Source organism: Mycobacterium sp. NGS27, from assembly GCF_059813005.1.
The window spans coordinates 493,041-508,732 of record NZ_JCALDT010000004.1 but is presented as its reverse complement, the minus strand read 5'-3'; the positions used below and the strand labels follow the sequence as shown (position 1 = coordinate 508,732).

The following is a 15,692-nucleotide window of genomic DNA, read 5'->3' as shown; positions in this document are numbered from 1 at the left end:
ATGTCTGCGCCGCATTTTCGTCGAACTGGCGCGTTGTCTTTGGCCGCCGCGCTGATCGGCTGGAGCTTCGTCAGTCCGCGGCTGCCGGCCTCGTGGCGGACGGTGCTGCAGGCCGGCGTGGGTGGCGCGCTGGTGTGGGTGACGCGTGCACCTCTGGGCCTGGGTCCGCCCCGGCTATGGGCCGGCTTGCGATCGGGGTCGCTGGCCGCATCCTTTGTGACGGCTACGGTCGCCGCGACGACCGCGCTGGCGCCCGTCCGCCGATCGATGGCCGACCGCCAGCCACCGGCGACGGCGCCGGAGTGGCTGCTGCTGCGGATACCGGTGGGCACAGTGTGGTCGGAGGAGTCCGCGTTTCGGGGCGCGCTGATGGCCGCGGGCTCCGCTGCTTTCGGTGCGCGCGGTGGACGGCTGTTGCAGGCCTGCGCTTTTGGCCTCTCGCACATCGCCGGCGCGCGCGCGACGGGTGAGCCGGTCGCCGGCACGGTGTTGGTCACCGGAACCGCGGGCTGGCTCTTCGGTTGGCTGGCCGAGCGTTCCGGAAGCCTGGCCGCACCCATGCTGGCGCATTTGGCCGTCAACGAAGCCGGTGCCATCGCCGTGCTGGCCGTCCGGTCGTCGGGCCGCGGGATTTTGAGACCCTGAGGTCATGGCCCCGCGCGACAGAGCCGACCCGGTGAAGACCCGCCAGGCGTTACTGGCGATCGCGGACTGGCTTGGCGACGAATCACGTCCGGCGCCTGACCGACAGGAATTGGCGACGGCCGTGCGGCTGACCGCCCGCACGCTCGCCGCGGTGGCACCCGGGCGGAGCGTGGAGTTGCGCATCCCCCCGTTCGTCGCGGTGCAGTGCATCGCCGGGCCCACGCACACCCGGGGCACGCCGCCCAACGTGGTGGAAACCGACCCGCGCACCTGGCTGCTGCTGGCCACCGGAAAGTTGTCGTTCGCCGAGGCGCAGCCCACCGGTGCGCTGCGCCTTTCCGGTTCGCGAGCCGGTGAGATTGGACACTGCCTGCCCCTGTTCGATATGGGCTGAACATAACCCTGAACTGCAGCTTTAGGTATTTGAAGTGGCAATTCGTCGCTCAACACGCCCGGCGGATTCGTCGGCGCGGCGACGCTGCCCGTAGACTCCGTTACGTCACCAACCGTTCCCCGGGGAGCTGCCCAATCGTGACCGTCCAAGAACCCGAAGAGGACTTCAACGCACCCCGTGAAGAATGCGGTGTATTCGGGGTATGGGCCCCGGGCGAGGACGTCGCCAAACTCACCTATTACGGCTTGTACGCGCTGCAGCATCGCGGCCAGGAAGCCGCCGGCATCGCCGTGGCAGATGGATCCCAGGTGCTGGTCTTCAAGGACCTCGGCCTGGTCAGCCAGGTGTTCGACGAGCAGACGCTTGGTGCCATGCAGGGCCACGTCGCCATCGGCCACTGCCGCTACTCGACCACCGGCGACACGACGTGGGAAAACGCACAGCCGGTTTTCCGCAACACCGCGGCCGGCACCGGCGTCGCATTGGGGCACAACGGCAACCTGGTCAACACCGCCGAGCTCGCCGCCCGCGCCCGCGACGAGGGGCTGATCGCCAAGCGCGCCCCGGCGCCGGCGACGACGGACTCCGACATCTTGGGCGCGCTGCTGGCCCACGGCGCGGCGGACGCCACCCTGGAGCAGGCGGCGCTGGATCTGCTGCCGACCGTGCGTGGCGCGTTTTGCCTCACCTTCATGGACGAGAACACCCTGTACGCGTGCCGCGATCCGCATGGGGTGCGGCCGCTTTCGCTCGGACGGCTGGATCGCGGCTGGGTGGTGGCCTCCGAAACGGCGGCCCTCGACATCGTCGGCGCGTCGTTCGTGCGCGACATCGAACCCGGTGAATTGCTGGCGATCGACGCCGACGGCGTCCGCTCCACGCGGTTCGCCAATCCCACCCCCAAGGGCTGCGTCTTCGAGTACGTCTACCTGGCACGACCGGACAGCACGATCGCCGGCCGGTCGGTCCACGCAACCCGGGTGGAGATCGGCCGCCGGCTCGCCCGTGAGCGTCCCGTCGAAGCCGACCTGGTCATCGGCGTGCCCGAGTCGGGCACGCCGGCCGCCGTCGGATACGCGCAGGAGTCGGGCATTCCCTACGGCCAGGGGCTGATGAAGAACGCCTACGTCGGACGCACCTTCATCCAGCCGTCGCAGACCATCCGTCAACTCGGTATCCGGCTGAAGCTCAACCCACTTCGCGAGGTGATCCGGGGCAAACGACTCATCGTCGTCGACGACTCGATCGTGCGCGGGAACACCCAGCGCGCACTGCTGCGGATGCTGCGCGAGGCCGGCGCCGTCGAAGTGCACGTGCGGATCGCCTCACCCCCGGTCAAATGGCCCTGCTTCTACGGCATCGACTTCCCGTCACCGGCGGAACTGATCGCCAACGCGGTCGAGGACAAGAAGGAGATGCTCGAGGCGGTGCGGCATGCCATCGGCGCCGACTCGCTGGGCTACATCTCCCTGCGCGGTCTGATCGCGGCCTCCGAGCAGCCGGCCTCGCGGCTGTGCACCGCCTGCTTCGACGGCCAGTATCCGATCGAGCTGCCCGGCGAAACCGCGTTGGGCAAGAACGTCATCGAGCACATGCTCGCCAATGCCGCGCGCGGCGCCGGCCTCGACGATCTCGCGGCCGACGAAGTGCCAATCGTGCACTGAGGGAACTCGGTTGCGCCCCATCGCCGACGTTTGATCCCGGCCGTGAACGCCGCCCGGTAGCCTTTATCGCGATGACGGATCCCGGAAAGAGCCCCGGACGCCACCAAGGCAGTCAGGGCATCACCTACGCTTCGGCCGGGGTGGACATTGAAGCCGGCGATCGCGCCGTCGAATTGTTCAAGCCGCTGGCGACAAAAGCTACGCGACCCGAGGTTCTGGGCGGCCTGGGCGGATTCGCCGGCTTGTTCGCGCTGCGTGGTGACTACCGCGAGCCACTGCTCGCGGCGTCTACCGATGGCGTCGGCACCAAGCTGGCGGTTGCCCAGGCGATGGACAAACACGACACCGTCGGGCTGGACCTGGTCGCGATGGTGGTCGACGACCTGGTGGTGTGTGGCGCCGAGCCGCTGTTCCTGCAGGACTACATCGCGGTGGGCCGCACGGTGCCGGAACGCTTGAGCGCCATCGTCAGTGGGATCGCCGAGGGGTGTGTGCGGGCCGGCTGCGCGCTGCTGGGCGGCGAGACCGCCGAACACCCTGGTCTGATGGAACCGGACCACTACGACATCTCGGCCACCGGAATCGGTGTCGTCGAGGCCGACGACGTGCTGGGTCCCGACCGGGTCAAACCCGGCGACGTCATCATCGCGATGGGTTCGTCCGGCCTGCATTCCAACGGATATTCGCTGGCGCGCACGGTGCTCCTCGAGATCGACCGGATGAACCTCGAGGGCTACGTCGAGGAGTTCGGCCGCACCCTGGGAGAAGAGCTGCTCGAACCCACCCGTATCTACGCCAAGGACTGCCTGGCGCTCGCGGCCGAAACCCACGTGCGCACCTTCTGCCACGTCACCGGCGGCGGGCTGGCCGGCAATCTGCAACGCGTCATCCCCCATGGCCTGGTCGCCGAGATGGACCGCGGCACCTGGACACCCGCGCCGGTGTTCGCCATGATCGCCCAGCGCGGCCGCGTGACGCGCGAGGAGATGGAGAAGACGTTCAACATGGGCGTCGGGATGATCGCCATCGTGGCCCCCGAAGACACCGACCGCGCATTGGCCATCCTGACCGCACGACACCTGGACTGCTGGGTGCTGGGCACCGTTGGCAAAGGCGGAAAAGAGGGCCCGCGGGCCAAGATGGTGGGTCAGCACCCGAGGTTCTAGGACGCGTGGATTCCGGTAGATCTAACGCGGCGCCGATGCACTACGCATCGGCGCCGGGGCGTTGGCTTTAGCGACGCCAGCTGTCCTGGTCGTCCCAGGATTCGTCGGATCCGTCGCCGTCCAGTTCGCTGGACTCGTCCGAACCCGTCCCTGACAGCTCTTGCTGAAGCCGCTGGAAGTCGGTCTGCGGAGAACTGTATTTGAGTTCTCGAGCAACCTTGGTCTGCTTTGCCTTAGCCCGGCCGCGGCCCATGGGGGAACCCCCTCGCGCAATAACGGAGCGGCCTAACGAGTAGGCGGCTCCGATCTCCTGGTGTCATATTGTCCTGCCAACCACTTTACCGTGCCCCGCCACCGGGCGTTGGCGCGCCCTGCTCGCTGTGGCGGACGTTACCGTTCATTATCCCGCACCGCCCCGCAACCGTTCAACAGCTAACCGCCCGGCGCCGATCTGTTCCGTTGCGGGCAGGGAATCGGCGTCGATCACCGCAGCCACCGAGGCCTCTGGTCCGGTCGCCAATTCCGTGTCGGCGGGCAGCCCGCGCTTGAGCAGCGCCAGCGCTATGGGCCCGAGATCCATGTGGTCCACGACGGTGCCGACGCGGCCGACGGTGCGGCCGCCGGCCAGTACCGGATCACCCGTCGACGGCCGGTCCGCCGACCCGTCGAGGTGCAGCAGCACCAGCATCCGGGGTGGCCTGCCCAGGTTGTGCACCCGCGCGACGGTCTCCTGCCCGCGATAGCAACCCTTGTCCAGGTGAACGGCTCCGGCGCCCGGACCACCGATCCATCCGACCTCGTGCGGAATCGTGCGCTCGTCGGTATCGACGCCGAGGCGGGGCCGCACGGCCGCGACCCGGTGGGCTTCGTAAGCCCACACACCGCTGGGCCGGACCCCGGCCTGCGCCAGGCGATTTCGCCAGTCGTCCGCCGCGGCGCGCGGAACCAGCAGGTCCAGCTCGATGGGGCCGGCCGGCGTGCCCGGCATCCGCCGCACGAAGCCGTCGCCCGCGGGAATCGCGGTCAGCTCGGCGGGTAGCGTGTCCACCCCGAGCGCGTCGAGAACCGCGCGGTCAGCCAGTTTCGGACCGAGCAACGACAGCACGGCCAGATCGGCTTCGGCCGGGGTGACCTCGGACCAGAACACCATCTTGCGCAGGTACCCCAGCAGCGGCTCCGCGCGCCACGGTTCGGTGTCCAGATAGGTCGTGCCGGCCAGCTCGGTCTGGACCCAGTGATCCTCGACGCGGCCCTGGCCGTCGAGGCTGAGATTCTGCGTGCTGGCGCCGTCGGGGAGGTCGCTGACGAATTGCGTCGAAATGCTGTGCAACCAGGTTTGCCGGTCTTTCCCGGTCAGGGCTAGTACTCCGCGGTGGGAGCGGTCGACGAATATCGCGTCGGTGTCGGCCGCACGCTGCTCGCCGAGCGGATCGCCGTAATGCCAGACGGCACCGGCGTCGGGTCCGGTCTCGGGTGCGGGGACGGGGCGGGTCACGAGTCAACTCTACGGACCGCCGGGCGCTCCCCACGAGTGTGAAGCTGGCTTCACACTGGCCGCCGAATGTGCGGCCAGCTTCACGTTCGCGGGTCATTGGATAGGCTTCTCCACCATGGCCGGCCCAACGGGTGTGATCGTCACGCTGGACGGCGAAATCCATTCGCCCGACGCGCCCCTGCTCTACGCCGACGACCTCGCAGCCGTCCGCGGTGACGGTGTCTTCGAAACCCTGTTGGTCCGCGACGGCCGGGCCTGCCTGATCGAGCCGCATCTGCAGCGGCTGACCCAGTCGGCCGCCTTGACCGACCTGCCCCAGCCCGATCTGCCGCGATGGCGAGGCGCGATCGAGGTAGCCACCCGGCACTGGTGCGCGGGGAACGCCGACGAGGGCGCGATGCGGTTGATCTACAGCCGCGGTCGCGAGGGCGGTTCGGTGCCCACGGCCTACGTGATGGTCAATCCCGTACCCGAACGGGTGACGGCGGTCCGGCGTGGCGGGCTGGCGGCGATCACGCTCGACCGCGGGTTGCCCGCCACCGGAGTGGACGCGATGCCGTGGCTGCTGGCCGGGGCCAAGACCCTGTCGTACGCGATCAATATGGCGGCCCTGCGGCATGCCGCCCGTGCGGACGCCGGTGACGTGATCTTCGTCAGCACCGACGGCTACATCCTGGAAGGCCCGCGCTCGACAGTGGTGATCGCCGCCGACTCTGAGACGCCGGACGGTAATCCGTGCCTGCTGACGCCGCCGCCGTGGTATCCGATCCTGCGCGGCACCACCCAGCAGGCGCTGTTCGAGGTGGCCAGGGACAAGGGCTATGACTGCGACTACCGGGCGCTGCGCGTCGCGGATCTGGATGCCGCCCAAGGCGTTTGGCTGATCTCCAGCATGACCTTGGCCGCGCGCGTGCATACCCTCGACGGCCGACCGCTGCGGCCCTCGCCGATGGCCGCGGATTTCGCCGAACTGATCGACGCCGCCATCGTCAGCGATCGCTGAGCGCTGAATTCTGTTGTCGGCTGGCCGATTCGCCGGTACGGTCGGTCGTACACAAGAAGGGAGGTGGTCCGCGAAATTGATAGCTTCATGGACATGTGAGGTGGCTGCGCGCTAGCAGCAGTGGCTCGGAAGAGCTGGCGTCACAACAGCGCTAGCGAATTCCCCGCAGCCACCCGGCCCCCGAGCTTCCGGTTTGTCCAACCAGGAATACGGCTCGGGGGCCGTTCCATATCGGGAGGGCGCTACTAGCCGACGAAACGGGACAGCCGCGCCGAGAGATGCGGCACCAGACCGCCGTCGGCGTCCACCCGCTCCTCGACGTAGGCGAGGTCGCCGCCTTCGACGATGCCGTAGAGGCGCTTGGCGCCGCCGACCAGCACGCCCGACCTGCTGCGGGCCAGCGCGTCGGTGACCAGCTCCCAGGACGACTGGGTCAAGGGGCGGCCGTAGAACAGTTCGACGTAGCCCGCCGAATGGGCCAACAGCAGTTCGATCGCGTGGGATTCACTGGGGTCGTCGGGATCGGTGACAAAGCGCCAGAATCCGGTCTCGCGCAGGCCGCGCTCTTCGTAATCGCCCGTCTCGCTGAGCCGCCAGGAGCGGGCTTCCCAGTTCAGGTAGTCGCCGCCGTCGTGGGAGACCACGATCTGTTGACCGAACCTGTAGTCGCCGTCGTGCCCGCGGCCTTCGCCTTCACCCCGCCACACGCCGACCAGCGGCAGCAGCGCCAGCAGGGCATCGCTGAGGTTCGCGCCTTCGCGCAGGTTCGCGGTGTCGGCGGGCAGGGGAAGGTCATCGTAGGAGGGGATGTTGCGGCCGGCGGTCAGCTTGGCGCGCTCGGCGGCGGCGGCCACCGCCCGGTCGCCGGAGCCGGCGGAACTCAACGGCTCGTCGGGGGTCACGACTCGTCGGTGATGAGCCGATAGAGGGTGTACAGGGCGAACCATGAAATCACCACGACCGCCACAACCAGCATGATCTCGAAGAACAGCACCACAGGGACAAGTCTATTCGCCCCGCGGCGTCCCCGTAGGGGACGGCTGGCGGTCAGGCGATCTTGACGTCGACCTCGTGGATGCCCGCACCGGACGGCGCCACCACGGCGTCACCGTTGCCGGCCTTCGACAGCGCACGCAGGGTCCAGGATCCCGGTGCGGCGAAGAATCGGAAGTCACCGGTGGCCGACGCCACCACCTCGGCGGTGAACTCGTCGGAGGAGTCCAGCAAGCGGACGAACGCGCCACCCACTGCCTGGCCCTCGCCGTCCACGACGCGACCGGTGATCACCGTTTCCTTCTCCAGGTCGACGCTGGCGGGCAACGTCAGTCCTTGTTTCGGTGCAGAGCACATATCAGCTTCCCAACTCGATCGGGGCACCCACCAGGGAGCCGTATTCCGTCCAACTGCCGTCGTAGTTCTTCACATTCCGATGCCCGAGCAATTCATAGAGAACGAACCAGGTGTGCGACGACCGCTCGCCGATGCGGCAGTAGGCGATCGTTTCCTTGTTGCCGTCCAGGCCGGCTGCGGCGTAGAGCTTGGCCAGTTCTTCGTCGGACTTGAAGGTGCCGTCCTCGTTCGCGGCCTTGCTCCACGGCACGTTGATGGCGCCGGGGATGTGACCGGGCCGCTGGCTTTGCTCCTGAGGCAGGTGCGCGGGCGCCAGAATCTTGCCCGAGAACTCGTCGGGGGAACGCACGTCGACCAGGTTCTTGACGTTGATGGCCGCGAGCACGTCGTCACGGAACGCCCGGATGCTGTTGTCCGGCGCGGCGGCGGTGTACGACGTCGCCGGCCTGTTGACGGTGTCGCTGGACAGCGCGCGCCCGTCCAGCTCCCACTTTTTGCGGCCACCGTCGAGCAGCTTCACCTTGTCGTGGCCGTACAGCTTGAAGTACCAGTAGGCATAGGCGGCGAACCAGTTGTTGTTCCCGCCGTAGAGGATGACGGTGTCGTCGTTGGAGACGCCCCGCTCGCTGAGCAGTTTGGAGAATTGCTGCGCGTCGACGAAGTCGCGTTTGACCGGGTCCTGCAAATCGGAACGCCAGTCCAGCTTGATGGCGCCGGGGAGGTGGCCGGCGTCGTAAGCGCTGGTGTCTTCGTCGACTTCGACGAAGACGACGCCTGAGGCGTCGAGGTTGCTCTCAGCCCAGTCGGTGGAGACCAGGACGTCGGAGCGTGCCATGGAGTGGATCCTTTCAATCGCTTTTGGTACAGCAGGTCAGGTGGGACGCGCGGTGCGTCGGAAGCGGGCCACCAGCGGATAGAGCTGGCAGCCCAGGCAGATGCCGAAGGCCGCGTTGAGGAACGCCGCCACCAGGGCGGCCCCGGTGGCGATGACGCCGAACAGCACGGCGCCGGTCGCGAACCCGACCGTTCCCAGCACCGCGAAGATCAATCCGACTAGTTGGGCGAACTTCAGCGGTGCCGTCGGTTCACGATCCTGCACCGGGCCGACCCGCGGCGCGACGACCGTGGCGAAGATCCGGCCGTACGGATGCTTGCGCGGCCCGCCGAGCGCGCCGATGGCGAAGATGATGGCCTGGACGGCCAGAATCACTGCGGCGACCAGCGGGCTCGCCGCCGACACGATGAGCGCCAGCACCAGGACTGCGGTGGTGACCCAGGCCGCGAATCGCGGTCCGCGCACGTCGACCAGGTCGGGCTGCGTGGTGGCGGTGTTGCTTGGCAAGGACTACTCCTCGATACCTCTGTTGCTGACGGATACGACGAATGGAGACGTGCCACGGTCTGAATTCCGGGCCGCTCCGAGTGCTACGCGCAGGCGCGGCTACTCAGCAGCAACAGCAACAACAACAACAGCCCGCGGTGCGGCACAGCTGAACTGCGCGGCGCTGGGTGAGCATGGGCTCGAGGCGGGCTGACACGTCGGTCAGCTTACCTAATGACACCGTGGTCAAGCCAACAGCGGTTTCAGCGCCGACCGCAGGTCGGCGGCGTTGGGCACTCCCGACGTGCGGTATCGCTGCCTGCCGTCGACGTCGAAGATCAACGTGGTGGGCAGGGACAGGACCGAATACCGGCGTGCGGTCTCCGGGTTCGCGTCCAGGTCGACCTCGACGTGGGCCACATCACGCAGGTCGTCGCAGACCTGCTCGACGACCCGGCGGACCCGCTCGCAAGGTCCGCACCACGGCGCGCTGAAATGCACCACGGTCGGGCCGCTGCGAGAAAGCCCCAGGGCCGCGATGTCGGCGTCGATGTCCTGGTCCGGCGTGGAGGTGATTTCCCGGATTCGTCCGGAGCGCCGGGTCAACAACCACCCGGCAAGGGTTGCCGCGGCAAGCACCGCGACGGTCGCGACTATGACGGTCATGACTGCTTAAACCCGTTGAGGGTCACGGTTACTCCATGGGTGATGCCCTCGATGATGACGTCGGAGCCCCGCGCCCCCTCGGTCGTCGGCGCGACGCCGAACGGCAGTCGCTGATTGGGCAGCCTTCCGCTGAAGGCATGCAGCACGGCGTCCTGTTTGTCCGCGGGCACCGTCTGGTTGGCCGTGTCCGATCCGGTGAGGACGCCGGTCGGGGTGATTACCAATGTTGCCGGGTCATCCGGGGCGATGGAGAGGTCGACCGAGACGCTGACCCGTCGATCGAAGCCCGCCGATTTTGGTGTTCCGGTGAACACCAGCCCGTGGCTGTCCGAGATACCCGATGCGGTGACACCGCCGGTGGAGGTGTTGGTTTCCTTGGGCGGCGCCTCGACCATCAGGTCGCTGATGCCCATGAACCGGCCCAAATGCGTCGAGTCGACGATGATGCGACTCTCCAGCTTGCCCACCGCGAGCTTGGCGTCCGGGCCGATCAGCCACGACGCCTGGGCGAGACCGACCGAATACATCGTGGCTTCCAGGGTGGCCCTGCCCGTCATCGCGTGGTCGACGGCGTTGGCCTTGATCTCCACCTGGCTGTAGTTGCCGCGCATCGCCTGCGGAATGAAGGGAAACGCGACGATGGCCACGAACGGGTCGGTGCCCAGCCTGGCCGCTTTACGGACGCTGGACGACAGCCGGTATTCGGCATAAATGCTGGTCCCATAGTCGACGCCGATGGCGCCGATGACGACCACGGCAACCAGGATAGCCGTCACGGTCACAGCAATCAGCACCTTGCGCACCCGCATATTGTGGCGTAAGCCCTGAGGGCCGGTACGCGCCGGATCTGAAGGTGGTGGCCCTCACACTGGATCGTCCGCCACGCGAAAAACCCAGGTGACACGTTATCGTTATACGACCTGGTAACTAACGCTTAATGGCGTTGTGAATTTGGGAGATGCCGTTCCCCCGAGTTGGAGGGGCTAGTTGGAGCTACTACTGCTGACCTCGGAGCTTCATCCCGACCCGGTCTTGCCGTCGTTGTCCCTGCTTCCGCATACCGTCCGGACGGCGCCGCCAGAACCCTCATCGTTGCTCGAGGCCGGGACCGCGGATGCGGTCATCGTCGACGCGCGCACCGACCTGTCGGCGGCACGCGGACTATGCCGCCTGTTGAGCACCGCCGGCCGGGCGGGCCCCGTGCTGGCCGTGGTGAGCGAGGGCGGGCTGGTGGCCGTCAGCTCGGACTGGGGTCTGGACGAGATCCTGCTCCCCACCACCGGGCCCGCCGAGGTCGACGCGCGGCTGCGGCTGGTGATCGGCCGGCGCGGCGGACTCGCGGACCAGGAGAGCGCCGGCAAGGTCAGCCTCGGCGAGCTGGTGATCGACGAGGGCACCTACACCGCGCGGCTGCGCGGCCGCCCGCTGGACCTCACCTATAAGGAATTCGAGTTGCTCAAATACCTGGCCCAGCATGCCGGGCGAGTTTTCACGCGCGCGCAGCTGCTGCACGAGGTGTGGGGATACGACTTCTTCGGCGGCACCCGCACCGTCGACGTGCACGTGCGCCGACTGCGGGCCAAACTCGGCCCAGAATACGAGGCGCTGATCGGCACCGTGCGCAACGTGGGCTACAAGGCCGTCCGCCCCGCGCGCGGCCGCACCCCGGTTTCCGAGCCCGATGACGCCGACGGCGCTGGATCCGAATCCGAATCCCAAAACGTCCAAGACCCGTTGGCCGATCCGCTGCACACGCAGTGACGTCACCCGAGTGGCGCCGGGAACTGACCGGCGAAGAGCAGCGGGGCGCGCGTGAACTTATCAGTGCGGCAACCGAATTCGACGGAGTCGCGCCCGTTGGCGAGCAGGTACTGCGCGAGCTCGGGCATGACCGCACCGAGCATCTCCTGATCACGAACCCGGAGTCGGGGGGCACGACGGCCGGCGCGATCATCGGTTACCTCAACCTGAGGCCGCCGCGCGACAGCGAGACGGGCATGGCCGAACTCGTCGTGCACCCGCAGGCGCGCCGTCGCGGTATCGGGTCCACACTGGCACGCGCCGCGTTGGCCAAAACCGGTGCGGGAAACCGTTTTTGGGCGCATGGCACGCTTGACCCGGCTCGTGCTACCGCTTCCGCGCTGGGCCTGGCCGCCGTGCGGGAACTGATGCAGATGCGACGTTCGCTGCGCGACCTACCCGACACCGTGCCACAGCCGCCAGGGGTGAAGATCCGCACGTACGCGGGCGCCGCCGACGACGCCGAGCTGCTGCGGGTCAACAATGCCGCGTTTTCCTACCATCCCGAACAGGGCGGTTGGACGGACGTCGAGCTGGCGGAGCGCCGCAATGAACCGTGGTTCGACCCGGCGGGCCTGTTCCTGGCGTTCGACGACTCCGGCGGCGAGCAGGCCGGCACGTTGCTGGGTTTCCACTGGACCAAGGTGCACCTGGACCGGCCCGGCCTGGGCGAGGTGTACGTGGTGGGCGTCGATCCCTCGGCGCAGGGCCGCGGCCTAGGGCAGGCGTTGACCGCCGTCGGCATCGACTGGTTGGGGAGCCGCCTGGCCGACGCCCCCGAACCCACCGTGATGCTCTACGTCGAATCGGACAACGTCGCCGCGGTGCGCACCTACCAGCGCTTGGGGTTCACCGTCCACAGCGTCGACACCGCATACGCGGTCGTTCCCGCGGCCAACTGACCGCGGGTACGAGCGGCGTCAACGCGAATCGCTAATCTGGTCCTGGCCACCGAGACGTTGCCGCGCGCCGCGTCGGCGCATACTTCCGCCGGCACTTGGCAACCTCACATGGGAGGGGGCCGCGGCGCCCACATGCGTCGGGAACATGTCAGGAAAGCGAGATCGGTGAGGCGCGACAGGCAGAGCAGGGCGCTGGCCGCAGTGGTGTTGGTGATGGCGCTCGTTGCCGGAGCACTGGCCGCCTGCGGCAGCGACGAGAATCGCCGCGGGACCGCGGGGCCCAGCTCCGGCGTCACCGGAACTGCCGGATGCGGTGGCAAGGACAAGCTGACGGCGGAGGGCTCGACCGCTCAAGAGAACGCGATCACGGTGTTCAACCAGGTGTGGAGCCAGTATTGCCCCGGAAAGGGGCTGGCCTATAACCCAACCGGATCCGGCGCCGGCCGTGAGCAGTTCATCGCGGGACATGTCGATTTCGCGGGCGCGGACTCCCCGTTGGTTGCCGACCAGATCGGGCCCGCCGCCAAGCGCTGCGACGGTAACCCGGCGTGGGACCTGCCAATGGTTTTCGGCCCCATCGGGATCGTCTACAACCTGCCCGGAAATCCGGACCTGGTGGTCAACAGCGACGCGCTGGCCAAGATCTTCACCGGCAGGATCACCGCATGGAATGACCCGATCCTGGCGGCGCTGAATCCGGGCACGCGCCTACCCGACACCAAGATCACGCCGATCTACCGGACCGACTCGTCGGGAACCACCGACAACGTGCAGAAATACCTGACCGCGGCCGCGCCGCAGAGCTGGTCCAAAGGAGTCGGCACGGAGTTTCAGGGCGGTGTCGGCGAGGGCGCCGCGAAGTCGGCCGGCATCATCCAGGCGGTGCGGGCCACGCCAGGCTCCGTCGGATATGTCGAGAGGGCCTTCGCCGATCAGGCCCGCATGCCCTACGCCAAAATCGCCACCCGCGGCGGCGTCATACCGCTGACCAACGAGACTGCCGGGAACGCCGTCAACGCGGCCAAATTCCTGGCCGAAGGCGACGACCTGGTGCTCGACCTCAATGCCATGTACGGCTCCGAGGAACCCGGCGTCTACCCGCTGTTGCTGGTCACCTACGAGATCGTGTGCTCAAAGGGTTACGACGCCGACACTTCGGCGGCCGTCAAATCGTTCCTGGCCGTGTCCGCCAGTACCGCGCAGGGCGAACTCGCGAAGGCCGGATACGTGCCGCTGCCCGATAAGGTCAGGGAACGACTGGTTACGGCCATCAATGCGATGCAGTAACCGGGTGCATCGGGTTCAAGGAGTGACAGCAGACCTGTGACGGGATCACCGTGACATCGCCGAATCCCATCGACGCGGGTTCGGGTGCGGTTGTCGCCGCGCCGTTTCCGGACAAGCAGGCCACCCCCACCAGCCCGTGGGGACAGGGACGGCCCCATGTGGCGGACCGGATTTTCCGCTGGCTCGCGCAATCCTCGGGCGTGGTCATCATCGTGGTCATCGCCGCGATCGCCGCGTTCCTGCTCGGGCGCGCGATACCGGCGCTGCACCGCAATCGGGAGAACTTCTTCAGCTACGGCGGTGTATGGGTCACCACGGACACCTCGGCCATGCACTTCGGCATCGCCAGCCTGGTTCCGGTCACGGTGTTCGTGTCGTTGTTCGCGCTGATCCTGGCCATGCCGGTCGCCCTGGGCGTGGCCATCTTCATCACCCAGTACGCCCCCCGGCGGGTCGCCACGCCCCTGGCCTACTCGGTCGATCTGCTGGCCGCGGTGCCCTCGATCATCTACGGCGCGTGGGGACTGTATGTGCTGGCGCCGCAGCTTCGGCCCGTCGCCACCTGGCTCAATCGCTCGCTGGGCTGGTGTTTCCTGTTCGCCAACGGCAATGCGTCGCCCGCCGGCGGGGGAACCATCTTCACCGGCGGCGTCGTCCTGGCGGTGATGATCCTGCCGATCATCACGGCGGTCACGCGCGAAGTGTTCGTCCAGGCGCCGCAGGACCAAATCGAGGCCGTGCTGGCGCTCGGCGCCACCCGCTGGGAAGTGGTCAAGACGGTCACGCTGCCGTTCGGGCGGTCGGGCTATATCAGTGGGTCCATGCTGGGGCTGGGCCGTGCCCTGGGTGAGACGGTGGCGCTGCTGATCATTCTGCGGGGTACGCAGTCGGCGTTCGGGTGGTCGCTGTTCGACGGCGGCTCCACCTTTGCGACCAAGATCGCCGGCGCCGCGGCCGAATTCGATGACCGGTACAAGGCCGGCGCGTACATCGCCGCGGGGCTGACGCTCTTCGTGCTCACCTTCCTGGTCGACGCCCTGGCTCGCGGCGCCGTCGCCGGGGTGGGACGAAGGGCGGCCCGATGACGTCGATGTTGGACCGGCCCCTCAAGCCGCGGACGTTCTCACCGGTCAGCTGGCGTCGTCGTACCACGAATTACGTTGCGGCCGTGCTGGTTTCCTTGTCGCTGCTGATCGCTGTGACTCCGTTGGTGATGGTGTTGTGGTCGGTGGCCGTCAAAGGCTTCAAGGCGGTCGCGTCAACCGTGTGGTGGACGCACTCGCAAGCGGGGATGACGGCGTTCGTCACCGGGGGTGGCGCCTACCACGCGCTGGTCGGCACCGTGCTGCAGGGAGTGGTATGTGCCCTCATCTCCGTCCCGCTCGGGCTGATGGTCGCGATCTATCTGGTCGAGTACGGCGGCGGCACCGCGTTGGGGCGACTGGCGTCGTTCATGGTGGACATCCTGAGCGGTGTGCCGTCAATCGTTGCGGCGCTGTTCATTTACGCGTTGTGCGTGGCCATGCTGGGACTTCCCCGGTCGCAGTTCGCGGTATCGCTGGCGCTCGTCTTGCTGATGCTTCCGGTGATCGTGCGCGCCACCGAGGAAATGCTGCGAATCGTCCCGGTGGACCTTCGCGAGGCCAGCTACGCGCTGGGCATCACCAAGTGGAAAACCATTGCCCGGGTGGTCATTCCCACCGGGTTGTCCGGCATCGTCACGGGAATACTGCTGGCGATGGCCAGGGTGATGGGCGAGACGGCGCCGCTGCTGATCCTCGTCGGTTACGCACAATCGATGAACTTCGATATCTTCAGCGGGTTCATGGGGACGTTGCCCGGCATGATGTTCAACCAGACGACCGCCGGCGCGAGCCTCAACCCCATCCCCACGGATCGGTTGTGGGGTGCCGCATTAACCCTCATCCTGGTGATCGCCATCATCAACATCGCGGCCCGAGTGATAGCACGATTTCTGGGCACCAGAAAGTCATAGGCA

General features: G+C 67.5%; 19 protein-coding genes. 10 read left to right on the top strand and 9 right to left on the bottom strand.

Annotated features, from left to right (window positions below):
* From AC5Y30_RS14005 to purM, 4 genes are all read left to right on the top strand, one after another.
* A complete protein-coding gene (locus tag AC5Y30_RS14005) occupies nt 1-645 on the top strand; it encodes an Rv0804 family intramembrane glutamic endopeptidase (protein WP_499918882.1) in 645 nt (214 codons plus the stop codon).
* A gap of 4 nt (nt 646-649) precedes the next feature.
* Nucleotides 650-1,039 carry a sterol carrier family protein gene (locus tag AC5Y30_RS14000; protein WP_499918878.1) on the top strand — a complete coding sequence of 130 codons (390 nt, stop codon included), beginning with the start codon at nt 650-652 and terminating at the stop codon, nt 1,037-1,039.
* Between the two features lie 137 nt (nt 1,040-1,176).
* On the top strand, nt 1,177-2,703 hold the full coding sequence (purF, locus tag AC5Y30_RS13995) for an amidophosphoribosyltransferase (protein ID WP_499918876.1): 1,527 nt from the start codon (nt 1,177-1,179) through the stop codon (nt 2,701-2,703).
* A 71-nt stretch (nt 2,704-2,774) separates the two neighbouring features.
* Entirely contained in the window at nt 2,775-3,869 is a 1,095-nt protein-coding gene (gene purM / locus AC5Y30_RS13990; RefSeq protein ID WP_499918873.1) for a phosphoribosylformylglycinamidine cyclo-ligase, read from the top strand.
* A gap of 67 nt (nt 3,870-3,936) precedes the next feature.
* Here the strand turns inward: purM and AC5Y30_RS13985 are convergent, their stop codons facing one another.
* Complete coding sequence (locus AC5Y30_RS13985; RefSeq protein ID WP_067354477.1) at nt 3,937-4,122, bottom strand: DUF3073 domain-containing protein; 186 nt, start codon at nt 4,120-4,122, stop codon at nt 3,937-3,939.
* Nucleotides 4,123-4,269: 147 nt separating this feature from the next.
* On the bottom strand, nt 4,270-5,364 hold the full coding sequence (ygfZ, locus tag AC5Y30_RS13980) for a CAF17-like 4Fe-4S cluster assembly/insertion protein YgfZ (RefSeq protein WP_499918869.1): 1,095 nt from the start codon (nt 5,362-5,364) through the stop codon (nt 4,270-4,272).
* 133 nt (nt 5,365-5,497) lie between these two features.
* Here ygfZ and AC5Y30_RS13975 point away from each other — a divergent pair, with 133 nt between their 5' ends.
* The gene (locus AC5Y30_RS13975) at nt 5,498-6,367 is read left to right on the top strand and encodes an aminodeoxychorismate lyase (RefSeq protein WP_499919054.1); all 870 of its coding nucleotides are present in this window, start codon (nt 5,498-5,500) and stop codon (nt 6,365-6,367) included.
* Between the two features lie 245 nt (nt 6,368-6,612).
* Here AC5Y30_RS13975 and AC5Y30_RS13970 read toward each other — a convergent pair whose 3' ends face one another.
* From AC5Y30_RS13970 to lmeA, 7 genes are all read right to left on the bottom strand, one after another.
* On the bottom strand, nt 6,613-7,269 hold the full coding sequence (locus AC5Y30_RS13970; RefSeq protein ID WP_499918868.1) for a heme-binding beta-barrel domain-containing protein: 657 nt from the start codon (nt 7,267-7,269) through the stop codon (nt 6,613-6,615).
* Between the two features lie 145 nt (nt 7,270-7,414).
* On the bottom strand, nt 7,415-7,717 hold the full coding sequence (locus AC5Y30_RS13965) for a DUF1416 domain-containing protein (RefSeq protein ID WP_007777644.1): 303 nt from the start codon (nt 7,715-7,717) through the stop codon (nt 7,415-7,417).
* Between the two features lies 1 nt (nt 7,718).
* Nucleotides 7,719-8,552, bottom strand: a complete 834-nt coding sequence (locus tag AC5Y30_RS13960) for a sulfurtransferase (RefSeq protein WP_499918867.1) — start codon at nt 8,550-8,552, stop codon at nt 7,719-7,721.
* A 36-nt stretch (nt 8,553-8,588) separates the two neighbouring features.
* Nucleotides 8,589-9,059, bottom strand: coding sequence for a DUF4395 domain-containing protein (locus tag AC5Y30_RS13955; protein ID WP_499918865.1), 471 nt, complete (start codon nt 9,057-9,059; stop codon nt 8,589-8,591).
* Nucleotides 9,060-9,162: 103 nt separating this feature from the next.
* Nucleotides 9,163-9,255: a putative leader peptide gene (locus AC5Y30_RS13950; RefSeq protein WP_499918864.1), complete on the bottom strand. Its 93-nt coding sequence runs from the start codon at nt 9,253-9,255 to the stop codon at nt 9,163-9,165.
* A gap of 29 nt (nt 9,256-9,284) precedes the next feature.
* Nucleotides 9,285-9,704, bottom strand: a complete 420-nt coding sequence (locus tag AC5Y30_RS13945; RefSeq protein WP_499918863.1) for a thioredoxin family protein — start codon at nt 9,702-9,704, stop codon at nt 9,285-9,287.
* A complete protein-coding gene (lmeA, locus tag AC5Y30_RS13940; RefSeq protein WP_499918861.1) occupies nt 9,701-10,513 on the bottom strand; it encodes a mannan chain length control protein LmeA in 813 nt (270 codons plus the stop codon). The genes AC5Y30_RS13945 and lmeA overlap by 4 nt, the downstream gene beginning before the upstream one ends.
* Before the next feature lie 178 nt (nt 10,514-10,691).
* On the opposite strand from lmeA, the gene AC5Y30_RS13935 reads away from it, so the two are divergent.
* The 5 genes from AC5Y30_RS13935 to pstA all read left to right on the top strand — a co-directional run bounded on the left by AC5Y30_RS13935 (nt 10,692) and on the right by pstA (nt 15,689).
* Nucleotides 10,692-11,465 (top strand): winged helix-turn-helix transcriptional regulator, encoded by a 774-nt coding sequence (locus AC5Y30_RS13935; protein WP_499918860.1) that lies wholly within the window; start codon nt 10,692-10,694, stop codon nt 11,463-11,465.
* Nucleotides 11,462-12,406 carry a mycothiol synthase gene (gene mshD / locus AC5Y30_RS13930; protein WP_499918857.1) on the top strand — a complete coding sequence of 315 codons (945 nt, stop codon included), beginning with the start codon at nt 11,462-11,464 and terminating at the stop codon, nt 12,404-12,406. The genes AC5Y30_RS13935 and mshD overlap by 4 nt, the downstream gene beginning before the upstream one ends.
* Nucleotides 12,407-12,571: 165 nt before the next feature.
* Nucleotides 12,572-13,693: a phosphate ABC transporter substrate-binding protein PstS gene (pstS, locus tag AC5Y30_RS13925; protein ID WP_499918856.1), complete on the top strand. Its 1,122-nt coding sequence runs from the start codon at nt 12,572-12,574 to the stop codon at nt 13,691-13,693.
* A gap of 50 nt (nt 13,694-13,743) precedes the next feature.
* Nucleotides 13,744-14,778 (top strand): phosphate ABC transporter permease subunit PstC, encoded by a 1,035-nt coding sequence (pstC, locus tag AC5Y30_RS13920; protein WP_499918855.1) that lies wholly within the window; start codon nt 13,744-13,746, stop codon nt 14,776-14,778.
* Nucleotides 14,775-15,689 (top strand): phosphate ABC transporter permease PstA, encoded by a 915-nt coding sequence (pstA, locus tag AC5Y30_RS13915; protein WP_499918854.1) that lies wholly within the window; start codon nt 14,775-14,777, stop codon nt 15,687-15,689. The genes pstC and pstA overlap by 4 nt, the downstream gene beginning before the upstream one ends.
* Nucleotides 15,690-15,692 lie beyond the last annotated feature (3 nt).

Coding starts and splice junctions, on each gene's coding strand:
- AC5Y30_RS14005 (WP_499918882.1), top strand. CDS start 1: ATGTCTGCGCCGCATTTTCGTCGAACTGGCGCGTTGTCTTTGGCCGCC.
- pstA (WP_499918854.1), top strand. CDS start 14,775: ATGACGTCGATGTTGGACCGGCCCCTCAAGCCGCGGACGTTCTCACCG.
- AC5Y30_RS13945 (WP_499918863.1), bottom strand. CDS start 9,704: ATGACCGTCATAGTCGCGACCGTCGCGGTGCTTGCCGCGGCAACCCTT.
- AC5Y30_RS13985 (WP_067354477.1), bottom strand. CDS start 4,122: ATGGGCCGCGGCCGGGCTAAGGCAAAGCAGACCAAGGTTGCTCGAGAA.
- AC5Y30_RS13960 (WP_499918867.1), bottom strand. CDS start 8,552: ATGGCACGCTCCGACGTCCTGGTCTCCACCGACTGGGCTGAGAGCAAC.
- AC5Y30_RS13965 (WP_007777644.1), bottom strand. CDS start 7,717: ATGTGCTCTGCACCGAAACAAGGACTGACGTTGCCCGCCAGCGTCGAC.
- purM (WP_499918873.1), top strand. CDS start 2,775: ATGACGGATCCCGGAAAGAGCCCCGGACGCCACCAAGGCAGTCAGGGC.
- lmeA (WP_499918861.1), bottom strand. CDS start 10,513: ATGCGGGTGCGCAAGGTGCTGATTGCTGTGACCGTGACGGCTATCCTG.
- AC5Y30_RS14000 (WP_499918878.1), top strand. CDS start 650: ATGGCCCCGCGCGACAGAGCCGACCCGGTGAAGACCCGCCAGGCGTTA.